Raw genomic sequence first — 12,440 nt, 5'->3', positions numbered from 1 at the left:
CTGATAAAAATTCCGCCGATTTGTTCATTGCTACAAAACGCGTGGCACAGTTGATAAAAAATATTAAAACGGTGCCGAAACCCGCTTAAACAGAGGAATTGTTAACAAATCTGTAATTTATAAAAATTTTTCTTGACTTTAATATTTTATTAGTGTAAAATATCAGCACGATTATATACTGGCAGTATGTGTCCTTATGTCAGGCTATTATATAAGCTATATATTAGGACGGGCAGCTGATGGCTGTCAAGCACGGCCGGTCTATGTATTGCAAATAAGAAACGAATGGAGTGAATACCTTTATGGTAAATGTGAAGGATGTACAGCTTGGTACAACTACACGAAAGAGCTTTGCAAAAATCAATGAAGTTATGCAAATGCCTAACTTGATTGAAGTGCAAAAGAAATCTTACCAATGGTTCCTTGACGAAGGTCTTAAGGAGGTATTTAGGGACATCGGTTCAATAACCGATAATTCCGAAAAGCTTGTTCTCGATTTTATCGATTACAGCATGGATGATGAGCCTAAGTACAGCATTGCGGAATGTAAGGCAAGGGATACCACCTATTCCAAGGCTCTTAAGGTGCAGGCTCGTTTAAGAAACACCGAAACAGGCGAGGTTAAGGACAGCGTTATTTATTGCGGCGACCTTCCTCTTATGACAGATTCCGGCACCTTTGTTATTAACGGCGCCGAAAGATGTATCGTGTCTCAGCTTGTTCGTTCACCGGGTGTGTACTACAATATGGACCACGACAAGACCGGTAAGGAGCTGTTTACAAATACAGTTATTCCAAACCGCGGTGCTTGGCTTGAGTACGAAACAGATGCAAACGATATTTTTTATGTTCGTATCGACAAGAACAGAAAAATCTACATTACCACCTTCCTTCGCTCATTAGGTCTTGGCTCTGATGAGCAGCTTCGCGAATATTTCGGCGAAGACGAAAGAATGGAAGCTACTATTGAGAAGGACATAACAAAGAACGAGGAGGAGGCTCTTCTTGAGGTTTACAAGAAGCTTCGTCCGGGCGAGCCACCGACAGTAGATACTGCAAGGGCACATCTTGATGGCTTGTTCTTTGATTCAAGGAGATATGACCTTTCAAGAGTCGGCAGATACAAGTACAACAAGAAGCTCGGCTTGGAGGAAAGGATTACAGGTCAGATTTTGGCAGAGCCTGTTATTTCACCTATGGGTGAGCTCCTTGCAGATGCCGGTGAAAAAATCACTGCCGAGAAAGCACTTGAGATTGAGAACGCAGGTGTTATGTCTGTACTTCTTAAGCTTGAGTCAGGCAAGGTGATTAAGGTTCTTTCCAACGGTATGGTTGACATTGACAAGTATGTAACCGTTGATAAGAAGGAGCTTGCAATTAACGAGAAGGTATCATACCGTGTACTTTCCGAGATTATGGAAAAGGTCGGCGACGACCAAGAGGCTCTTGTTGCAGAAATTAAGCTTCGCCACGATGACCTTATTCCAAACCACATTATCATTGATGATATTTTTGCAACAGTTTCATATTTGCTTAACCTTGCAAACGGCGTAGGCAAAACAGACGATATTGACCACCTTGGCAACCGTAGAATTCGTGCCGTAGGTGAGCTTCTCCAAAACCAATTCCGTATCGGCTTCACCCGTATGGAAAGGGTTATCAGAGAGCGTATGAATGTTCAGTCACAGGATGACAGCGATGCTATCACTCCACAGGCTATTATCAATACCCGTCCTGTTAATGCCGCAATTCGTGAGTTCTTCGGTTCATCACCGTTGTCACAGTTTATGGACCAGAACAACCCGCTTGCAGAATTAACACATAAGAGAAGACTTTCGGCTCTCGGTCCCGGCGGTTTGTCAAGAGACCGTGCAGGCTTCGAGGTTCGTGACGTACACTACACACACTATGGCCGTATGTGTCCTATCGAAACTCCGGAAGGTCCGAACATCGGCTTGATTTCTTATCTTGCTTGTTACAGCCGTCTTAATGAGTATGGCTTTATCGAGGCACCTTACCGTAAGGTAGATAAGGAAACAGGTGTTGTTACCGACGAGGTTGTTTATATGACAGCCGACGTAGAAGATAATTATGTTGTAGCACAGGCTAACGAGCCTCTTGACGAAAACGGCAGATTTACCAACGCAAGAGTAACCTGTCGTTGCAAGGACGAGTTCCTTACAGTTCCGCCTGAAAAGGTAGACTATATGGACGTTTCGCCTAAGATGGTTGTATCTGTTGCTACTGCTATGATTCCGTTCCTTGAAAACGATGACGCAAACCGTGCTCTTATGGGTGCTAACATGCAGCGTCAGGCAGTACCTCTCCTTAAAACAGAGGCTCCCGTTGTCGGCACAGGTATGGAATACAAGGCTGCTTACGACTCAGGCGTTGTAGTTATTGCAAAACGCGGCGGTACAGTAGTTTCACTTGATGCACGTACTATTGAGATTAAGACCAAGGACGGTGAGATTGACAGGTACGAGCTCATAAAGTATGCAGGCTCTAACCAAGGCACCTGCATCAACCAAAGACCAATCGTTTCACTTCATCAGGAGGTTGAGGACGGACAGGTTATCGCTGACGGTCCTGCTACCTGCAACGGTGAAATTTCCATCGGTAAGAATGCACTTATCGGATTTATGACCTGGGAGGGTTATAACTACGAGGACGCTGTTCTTATCAACGAAAAGATAGTAAGAGATGACGTTTACACCTCTATCCACATCATTGAGCATGAGGTAGAGGCTCGTGATACAAAGCTCGGTCCGGAGGATATTACAAGAGATATTCCTAACGTCGGTGAGGATGCACTCAAGGATTTGGACGAGGACGGTATCATCCGTATCGGTGCTGAGGTTCGCTCGGGTGATATTCTTGTAGGTAAGGTTACTCCAAAGGGCGAAACAGAGCTTACAAGTGAGGAAAGATTGCTGCGCGCTATCTTTGGCGAAAAGGCAAGAGAGGTTCGTGATACCTCTATGAAGGTTCCTCACGGTGAATACGGTATTGTTGTTGACGTTAAGGTATTTACAAGAGCAAATCACGATGAGCTCAACCCGGGTGTAAACAAGGTTGTTAGAGTTTACATCGCACAGAAGAGGAAGATTCAGGCCGGCGATAAGATGGCAGGTCGTCACGGAAACAAGGGTGTTGTATCACGTGTTCTTCCGCAGGAGGATATGCCGTTCCTTCCGGACGGTCGTCCGCTTGACATTGTTCTTAACCCGTTGGGCGTACCTTCACGTATGAACATCGGTCAGGTTCTTGAGGTTCACCTTGGCTATGCAGCTATGGCTCTTGGCTGGAAGATGATGACTCCTGTATTTGACGGTGCTCACGAAAACGATATTAGGGATTGCCTTGAGCTTGCAGACATCGGCTACTACGTAGACGAAAACGGTAACAAGGTATACGACGGTAAGGTTCAGCTTACAGACGGCAGAACAGGTGAAAAGTTTGACAACCGTGTAACAGTAGGTTATATGTATTACCTCAAGCTTCATCACCTTGTAGATGATAAGATTCACGCTCGTTCAACAGGTCCTTACAGCCTTGTAACTCAACAGCCGTTGGGCGGTAAGGCTCAGTTTGGCGGACAGAGATTCGGTGAGATGGAGGTTTGGGCACTTGAGGCTTACGGTGCTGCCTACACCTTGCAGGAAATCATTACTGTTAAGTCGGACGATGTTGTCGGCCGTGTTAAGACATACGAGGCTATCGTTAAGGGTGAGAACATTCCGCCTGCAGGAACTCCGGAGGCATTTAAGGTGCTTTATAAGGAGCTTCAGGCACTTGGACTTGATACCAAGCTTTATGACAGCGACGGCAACGAGGTTATTCTTAAGCAAGATCTTGACGATGACGGAATACCAACCGTAACAGATGATCAGGCATTTACCGAGGTTAATGACTTTGAAGGTCAAGAGGGCTATGGTATGCTTGACGAAAGCGGTGAGGAAATCGCGGAAGCAAATCAAGATGAGGAAGATGATTTGTTCGCTTCAATGGATTCATTTGGCGACGACGATTATTATGAAGAATAATAATTAATATTTACTTTCGAATTTAGATTACTTTCCAATATATTACAGAAAAGGAGTGCTTCCAAATGGATAATAATTCAACTAACGAATTTAGTTCAATAAAGATTGGGCTTGCTTCTCCCGAGGCTATTCGCGGATGGTCCTACGGTGAGGTTACAAAGCCTGAAACAATAAATTACAGAACTCTAAAGCCTGAGGCAGGCGGCTTGTTCTGCGAAAGAATTTTCGGTCCTATGAAGGATTGGGAATGTCATTGCGGTAAGTACAAGAGAGTTCGCTATAAGGGTAAGGTCTGTGAGCGTTGCGGTGTAGAGATTACCCGTGCCAAGGTTCGTAGAGAGCGTATGGGCCACATTGAGCTTGCCGCCCCTGTATCACACATTTGGTATTTTAAGGGCATCCCGAGCCGTATCGGTCAGGTGCTTGATATTAACCAAAGAAATCTTGAAAAGGTGCTTTACTTTGCACTTTATATCGTAACCGATCCGGGTGATACTCCGCTTCAAAAGAAGCAAACCCTTACCGAAAAAGAGTATCAGGACATGCGTGAAAGATACGAGGATGACTTTAAGGCAGGAATGGGCGCAGAGGCAATCAAAGAGCTTCTTGCAGAAATTGATGCCAAGGAGCTTCGTGATGAGCTTACCGCAGAGCTTGAGGGTGCAACAGGTCAAAAGAGAGCAAAGCTCCTCAAAAGACTTGATGTTGTTGATGCCTTCGTTAACAGCGGCAACAAGCTTGAGTGGATGATTCTTGACGTTATCCCTGTAATTCCGCCGGATATTCGTCCTATGGTTCAGCTTGACGGCGGCAGATTTGCCACATCCGACCTTAACGATTTGTACAGACGTGTTATCAACAGAAACAACCGTCTTAAGAGGCTTATCGAGCTTCACGCTCCCGACATCATTATCAGAAACGAAAAGAGAATGCTTCAGGAATCTGTTGATGCTCTCATCGATAACGGCCGTAGAGGCAGACCTGTTACAGGTCCAAATAACAGACCTCTTAAGTCACTTTCGGATATGCTTAAGGGTAAGCAGGGACGCTTCCGTCAAAACCTTCTTGGTAAGCGTGTTGACTATTCAGGCCGTTCCGTTATCGTTGTAGGCCCTGAGCTTAAGATGTATCAGTGCGGTCTTCCTAAGGAAATGGCTATTGAATTGTTCAAGCCGTTTGTTATGAAGCGCTTGGTTGAAACAAACATTGCTTCAAACATCAAGCAGGCGCGTAAGATGGTTGAAAAGGCAGATCGCTCGGAGGTATGGGATGCTCTTGAGGTTGTAATTAAGGATCACCCTGTAATGCTCAACCGTGCCCCCACACTTCACAGACTTGGTATTCAGGCATTTGAGCCTGTATTGGTTGAGGGTAGAGCAATCAAGCTTCACCCACTTGCATGTACTGCATTTAACGCCGACTTCGACGGTGACCAAATGGCTGTTCACGTACCGTTGTCAGCAGAGGCACAGGCAGAGGCAAGAATGCTTATGCTTGCGTCAAACAATCTTTTGAAGCCGTCTGACGGTAAGCCTGTTGCCGTTCCGTCACAGGATATGGTTATCGGTTCCTACTACCTTACAATGATTAAGGAGGGTGAGCCGGGTTGTCCGTACACAGAGGTTATCAACGGCGAAGAGGTTAAGAGGTACAGAATATTCCGTGATGTCGATGAGGCTATGATGGCTTATCAGGAGGGCTCACTCGGTCTTCACGCTGAATGTAAAATAAGATTTTCAGGCGAGATTAACGGCGAGATGAAGAGCAGTATCGTTACAACTACTATCGGCCGTGTAATCTTTAACAAGCCTATTCCGCAGGACCTTGGCTTTGTAGACAGAACTGTTCCGGGCAACGAGTTTGTTCCCGAGGTTAGCTTTGTTGTAAAGAAGGGCGGTCTTGGTAAGATTGCCGATGCCTGCATCCGTACTCACGGTGTATCAATTGCATCAAGAGTTCTTGACGACATCAAGAATCAGGGCTACAAGTATTCAACGGTTTCAGGTACCACCGTTGCCGTTATCGACGCACTTATCCCTGAAAAGAAAAAGGAATTCTTGGCAGAGGCAGAAGCAAAGGTTGACGAAATTACAACTAACTACAACTACGGATTGATTACAAATGAGGAGCGTTACTCACAGGTAGTCAAGGCTTGGGAAACCTGTACAAATAAGGTATCCGACGAGCTTACAAATAACTTTGACGGTACCCACAACCCAATTCATATGATGGTAGATTCAGGTGCTCGTGGTAGTACATCACAGCTTCGTCAGCTGGCAGGTATGAGAGGTCTTATCGCCAATACATCGGGTGCTACCATCGAAATTCCTATTCGTGCTAACTACCGTGAAGGTCTTAACATTTTGGAATACTTCATTTCATCTCGTGGTGCACGTAAGGGTCTTACAGATACTGCGCTTCGTACAGCTGACTCTGGTTACCTTACAAGAAGACTTGTAGACGTATCACAGGATGTTATCATTCGTGATGACGATTGCGGATGCCACGACGGTATTGAGGTTTATGCTATTATGGACGGCAACCGTGTTCTTGAGTCACTTGAGGAAAGACTTGTTGGCAGATTTGCCGCAGAGCCTATCGTTCATCCTGAAACCGGCGAGGTTCTTATGGACACCGACCGCATTATGAACGAGGACGATGCTGCAAGAATTGCTGCAGCGGGCATCAAGAAGGTTAAGATTCGCTCTCTTATTACCTGTAAGTCACGCCACGGTGTATGCCGCAAGTGCTATGGCTCCAACCTTGCATTTAACGAGCCCGTACAGGTTGGTGAGGCAGTTGGTATTATCGCTGCTCAGTCAATCGGTGAGCCGGGTACACAGCTTACAATGAGAACCTTCCACACCGGTGGTGTTGCAGGCGGTGAGGACATTACTCAGGGTCTTCCGAGAGTTGAGGAATTGTTCGAGGCAAGAAAGCCAAAGCAGCTTGCTATTCTTTCCGAAATCAGCGGTACCGTTAGATTTGAGGAGATTAAGAAAACCCGTCACGTTGTTGTATTCAATGAAGAAACAGGCGACGAGAAAAAGTACCTCATCCCTTACGGATACAGACTTTGCGAAAACATTGTTGAGGGTGCTCATATCGAAAAGGGTACCGAGCTTACATTAGGCTCAAAGAACCCTCACGATGTACTTGCTATTCTTGGCGAAGAGGCTGTATACAACTACTTGATTAAGGAAGTTCAGTATGCATATCGTACACAGGGTGTAGATATTAACGATAAGCACATTGAGGTTATCGTTCGTCAAATGCTTAAAAAATGTATCGTTGACGAGCCGGGTGATACTGACCTTATCTCCGGCACAAACGTTGATGTTGCTGCAGTTGCAGAGGCAAATGATAAGATTGATGCAAGAATTGCAGCAGGTGAAACCGAGCTTAAAAAGGCAACATATATCCCGTTGCTTTTGGGTATCACCAAGGCTTCTCTTGCAACAGATTCATTCTTGTCTGCGGCTTCATTCCAGGAAACTACAAGAGTACTGACAGACGCTGCTATCAGAGGCAAGTCGGATCCTCTTATCGGTCTTAAGGAAAACGTTCTTATCGGTAAGCTTGTTCCGGCAGGTACAGGTATGAGCGTATTCAGAAAGGTTGATGTTGTTCCAAGCTATTTCTCTGCCGAAAGCGGTATTGAAATAAAAGATTTGGAACAATTACAACAGCTATTGACAAATAGCAACAATTAAGTTATAATATTTATCTGTGCGTTGGCAATCTTGTGCATATCTAACAAGATTTACCACTTTAATTTGTCAAATTCGTCTATCGAGGCGTAAGCAATTATGCCTCGGTAGGCAAAGCTGTATATACATCTGATACCTATTATTATAGGTATGAAATGTGTATATTGTATATGAAATACACAAATAATCAGAAAGGAGAATAAACTATTGCCTACCTTTAACCAATTAGTTAAGACCGGTCGTAAGTCACTTGAGAAGAAGTCAAAGACTCCTGCTCTTATCAAGGGTCTTAACACAAAGAAGAATGTTATGACAAACAATGCATCACCACAAAAGCGCGGTGTATGCACAGCGGTTAAGACAGCTACACCTAAGAAGCCTAACTCAGCTCTTCGTAAGATTGCCAGAGTTCGTCTTACAAACGGTATGGAAGTTTCTGCTTACATTCCGGGTGTTGGTCACAACCTTCAGGAGCACTCTGTTGTTATGGTACGTGGCGGAAGAGTTAAAGACCTTCCCGGTGTTCGTTATCACATCATCCGCGGTACACTTGACACACAGGGCGTAACAGGCAGAATGCAGAGCCGTTCAAAGTACGGTGCAAAGAAGCCAAAGGCTAAGAAGGCTTAATTATCTTAGCTGACATTTAACGAGGAAACCCGACAATAGTTTATTTATTCATATAGAAGGCTGATTGTTGGCTCCACGGAAAAACCGAGTACCTATGAACTCATATTACAATATTAATGAAGGAGGGAAGCGAAGATGCCAAGAAGAGGCCAGATCGCTAAGCGTGATGTACTCCCTGATCCAATGTACAATTCAAAGGTTGTAACAAGATTGATCAACAACATCATGCTTGATGGAAAGAAGGGTGTCGCACAGAAAATCGTTTACGGTGCGTTCGACATCATCCAAGAAAAGACAGGCAACGACCCATTGGAGACTTTTGAAGCTGCTATGGAGAACGTAATGCCGGTTCTCGAAGTTAAGGCTCGCCGTGTCGGCGGTGCAACATATCAAGTTCCTTTAGAGGTTCGTCCGGAAAGAAGACAAACATTGGGTCTTAGATGGATCACCTTGTATGCAAGACAGAGAAGTGAGAGAACTATGAAGGAGCGTCTTGCAGCAGAGCTTATGGATGCTGCAAACAAAACAGGCGGTGCAGTTAAGAAGTGTGAGGATACTCACAAGATGGCAGAAGCAAACAAGGCTTTTGCACACTTCAGATACTAATCAGTCGGACAGGAGGATATCATGTCAAGAAAAGTTTCTCTTGAACAAACAAGAAATATTGGTATCATGGCACACATCGATGCCGGTAAGACTACAACAACAGAGCGTATTCTTTACTACACCGGTATCAACCACAAGATTGGTGAAACCCACGAAGGTGCCGCTACAATGGACTGGATGGAGCAGGAGCAGGAAAGAGGTATTACAATCACCTCAGCTGCTACAACTTGCTTCTGGAAGGGCCACAGAATTAACATTATCGATACACCGGGCCACGTTGACTTTACAGTAGAGGTTCAGCGTTCACTGCGTGTACTTGACGGTTCAGTTACCGTTCTTTGTGCAAAGGGCGGCGTTGAGCCACAGTCTGAAACCGTATGGCGTCAGGCTGATGATTACAATGTACCTCGTATGATCTTTGTTAACAAGATGGATATTATGGGTGCTGATTTTTACAACGTTCTTAATATGGTATTAGAGCGCTTCAAGTGTAATGCACTTCCAATCCAGCTTCCTATCGGCAGAGAGGATACATTTGAAGGTATTGTTGACCTTATCAACAACAAGGAAATCGTATATATCGATCCTGCAAGCAACGCAGGCTCTGTATTCGAGGAAAGAGAAATTCGTCCTGAATTAGCTGATAAGGCTGCTGAATACAGAACTCAGCTTATCGAGTTTATCGCAGAGCAGGATGAAGAGCTTATGGAAAAATACTTTGAAGAGGGCGAGGATGCAATCTCCGTTGACACTATCAAGAAGTATATCCGTAAGTGCACAATCGCAGGCGAGATGGTACCTGTATGCTGCGGTACAGCTTACAGAAATATGGGTGTACAGCCGTTGCTTGATGCTATTGTAGACTTTATGCCGGCTCCAACCGACGTAGAATCAATTAAGGGTATCAATCCTGATACAGACGAGGAGGAATTCCGTCACTCATCAGACGACGAGCCGTTTGCTGCTCTCGCATTCAAGATTGCAACTGACCCATTTGTAGGTAAGATTTGCTATTTCAGAGTATATTCAGGTACAATTGAGGCCGGTACTCCTTGCTACAACTCTGTAAAGGGCAGCAAGGAAAGAATGGGTAGAATTCTTCAAATGCACGCAAACCACAGAGAAGATATTCCTATCTGCTACGCAGGTGACATTGCAGCTGCTGTTGGTCTTAAGAACACAACAACAGGTGATACACTTTGCGATGAAAATCACCCAATTGTCCTTGAATCAATGAACTTCCCGGATCCTGTTATCCGTGTTGCTATTGAGCCAAAGACAAAGGCAGGCCAGGAAAAGATGGGTATTGCTCTTGCAAAGCTTGCAGAAGAAGACCCAACATTCAAGGCTTATACCGATGAAGAAACAGGACAAACAATCATCGCAGGTATGGGTGAGCTTCACCTTGAAATCATCGTTGACCGTTTGCTCCGTGAATTTAAGGTAGAGGCAAACGTAGGCGCACCTCAGGTAGCTTATAAGGAAACAATTACTGCCGAGTCTATGTCCGATACAAAGTACAAGAAGCAGTCAGGCGGTAGCGGTCAGTACGGTCACTGTAAGATTCGTATCTATCCTAACCTTGATGAAAACGGTATCGGCAAGGGCTACGAGTTTGAAAACCAAATCGTCGGCGGTGCTATTCCTAAGGAATACATTCCGGCTGTTGACGCAGGTATTCAGGCTGCAATGAAGAGCGGTATTTTGGCAGGCTATCCTGTTGTGGACGTTCGCGTTGAGCTTTACGATGGATCATACCATGAGGTTGACTCATCCGAAATGGCATTTAAGATTGCCGGTTCTATGGCATTTAAGGATGCTGCAAAGAAGGCAACTCCTGTAATCCTTGAGCCTATGATGAAGGTAACAGTTATTGTTCCTGAGGATTATATGGGTGATGTTATCGGTGACTTGAACTCTCGCCGTGGTCAGATTCAGGGTATGGAAGACAGAACAGGTGCAAAGCAGATTAATGCAAGAGTACCTCTTTCAGAGATGTTCGGTTATGTTAACGACCTTCGTTCAAAGACTCAGGGCCGTGGACAGTACACTATGGAGCCTGACGGATACGATCAAGTTCCAAAGTCAATCTCCGAATCAATCATCAGCGAACGCGCTAAGAAAGACTAATGTAAAAAAACACTTGATATTTACTATCGTTTTTGGTAAAATATTATTAACAAATTTTTTAATTAAAATTTTAGGGAGGAAATTCCAATGGCAAAAGAACATTTTAATCGTACCAAGCCACACGTAAACATTGGTACAATCGGTCACGTTGACCACGGTAAGACAACTCTTACAGCTGCTATCACAAAGTATCTTGCAAACAAGGGCTTCGCAAAGTTCGAGGATTATGCTGATATCGATAAGGCTCCTGAAGAGAGAGAGCGTGGTATCACAATCAACACTGCTCACGTTGAGTATGAAACAGAGAAGCGTCACTATGCTCACGTAGACTGCCCGGGTCACGCTGACTATATTAAGAACATGATTACAGGTGCTGCACAGATGGACGGTGCTATCCTTGTAATCGCTTCAACAGACGGTCCTATGGCTCAGACTAAGGAGCACCTTCTCCTTGCTCGTCAGGTAGGCGTTCCTGCAATCATCGTATTCATGAACAAGACTGACCAAGTTGACGACCCAGAGCTTCTTGAGCTTGTTGAAATGGAAATCAGAGAAACACTTGCTGAGTACGAGTTTGATGATGAGTGCCCAATCATTAAGGGTTCTGCTCTTAAGGCTCTTGAGGCTACATCAAATGACGATCCTGCATGTGCTTGCATTCAGGAGCTTATGGATGCAGTTGATTCATACATCCCAACTCCTGACCGTAAGGCAGACCTTCCTTTCCTTATGCCTGTAGAGGACGTATTCACAATCACAGGTCGTGGTACTGTTGCAACAGGTAGAGTAGAGAGAGGCCAGCTTAAGACTAACGACGTTGTAGAAATGGTTGGTCTTGAGGATGAAATCAAGTCAACAGTTTGCACAGGTATCGAGATGTTCCGTAAGATCCTCGACTACGCTGAGGCTGGTGACAACGTAGGTTGCCTCCTTCGTGGTGTTCAGAGATCTGACATCAAGAGAGGTCAGGTTCTTGCAGCTCCCGGCTCAATCAAGCCACACACAAAGTTCACAGGTCAGGTTTACGTTCTTTCAAAGGACGAGGGTGGCCGTCATACTCCATTCTTCAACAACTATCGTCCACAGTTCTATTTCAGAACAACTGACGTTACAGGTGTTATCACACTTCCTGATGGTGTTGAGATGTGTATGCCTGGTGATAACGTTGATATGAACGTTGAGCTCATCACTCCTATCGCTATCGAAGAAGGTCTTCGTTTCGCTATCCGTGAAGGCGGTAGAACAGTAGGTTCAGGCGTTGTTGTTTCAATCAACGAGTAATTACCTAACATAAATAATTAAGAGTAGATTATCATTA

General features: G+C 44.8%; 6 protein-coding genes. All 6 read left to right on the top strand.

All coding sequences use genetic code 11. The features are described 5' to 3' along the window. Nucleotides 1-302: 302 nt before the first annotated feature. Entirely contained in the window at nt 303-4,046 is a 3,744-nt protein-coding gene (gene rpoB, locus Q0P34_RS00435; protein WP_294951395.1) for a DNA-directed RNA polymerase subunit beta, read from the top strand. A gap of 65 nt (nt 4,047-4,111) precedes the next feature. Further along, a complete protein-coding gene (rpoC, locus tag Q0P34_RS00430; protein WP_294951393.1) occupies nt 4,112-7,759 on the top strand; it encodes a DNA-directed RNA polymerase subunit beta' in 3,648 nt (1,215 codons plus the stop codon). Between the two features lie 204 nt (nt 7,760-7,963). After that, a complete protein-coding gene (gene rpsL, locus Q0P34_RS00425) occupies nt 7,964-8,386 on the top strand; it encodes a 30S ribosomal protein S12 (RefSeq protein ID WP_178667925.1) in 423 nt (140 codons plus the stop codon). A 135-nt stretch (nt 8,387-8,521) separates the two neighbouring features. Then, nucleotides 8,522-8,992: a 30S ribosomal protein S7 gene (gene rpsG / locus Q0P34_RS00420; protein WP_294836646.1), complete on the top strand. Its 471-nt coding sequence runs from the start codon at nt 8,522-8,524 to the stop codon at nt 8,990-8,992. 21 nt (nt 8,993-9,013) lie between these two features. Then, nucleotides 9,014-11,122 carry an elongation factor G gene (fusA, locus tag Q0P34_RS00415; protein ID WP_294951390.1) on the top strand — a complete coding sequence of 703 codons (2,109 nt, stop codon included), beginning with the start codon at nt 9,014-9,016 and terminating at the stop codon, nt 11,120-11,122. An 87-nt stretch (nt 11,123-11,209) separates the two neighbouring features. Next, nucleotides 11,210-12,403, top strand: a complete 1,194-nt coding sequence (gene tuf / locus Q0P34_RS00410) for an elongation factor Tu (protein ID WP_294951388.1) — start codon at nt 11,210-11,212, stop codon at nt 12,401-12,403. Nucleotides 12,404-12,440: the final 37 nt, after the last annotated feature.

It is taken from the genome of uncultured Eubacterium sp. (assembly GCF_945980375.1).
Lineage (GTDB): Bacteria > Bacillota > Clostridia > Oscillospirales > Acutalibacteraceae > Eubacterium_R.
This window is presented reverse-complemented; position numbering and strand designations above follow the sequence as displayed.

Coding starts and splice junctions, on each gene's coding strand:
- rpoB (WP_294951395.1), top strand. CDS start 303: ATGGTAAATGTGAAGGATGTACAGCTTGGTACAACTACACGAAAGAGC.
- rpoC (WP_294951393.1), top strand. CDS start 4,112: ATGGATAATAATTCAACTAACGAATTTAGTTCAATAAAGATTGGGCTT.
- rpsG (WP_294836646.1), top strand. CDS start 8,522: ATGCCAAGAAGAGGCCAGATCGCTAAGCGTGATGTACTCCCTGATCCA.
- fusA (WP_294951390.1), top strand. CDS start 9,014: ATGTCAAGAAAAGTTTCTCTTGAACAAACAAGAAATATTGGTATCATG.
- tuf (WP_294951388.1), top strand. CDS start 11,210: ATGGCAAAAGAACATTTTAATCGTACCAAGCCACACGTAAACATTGGT.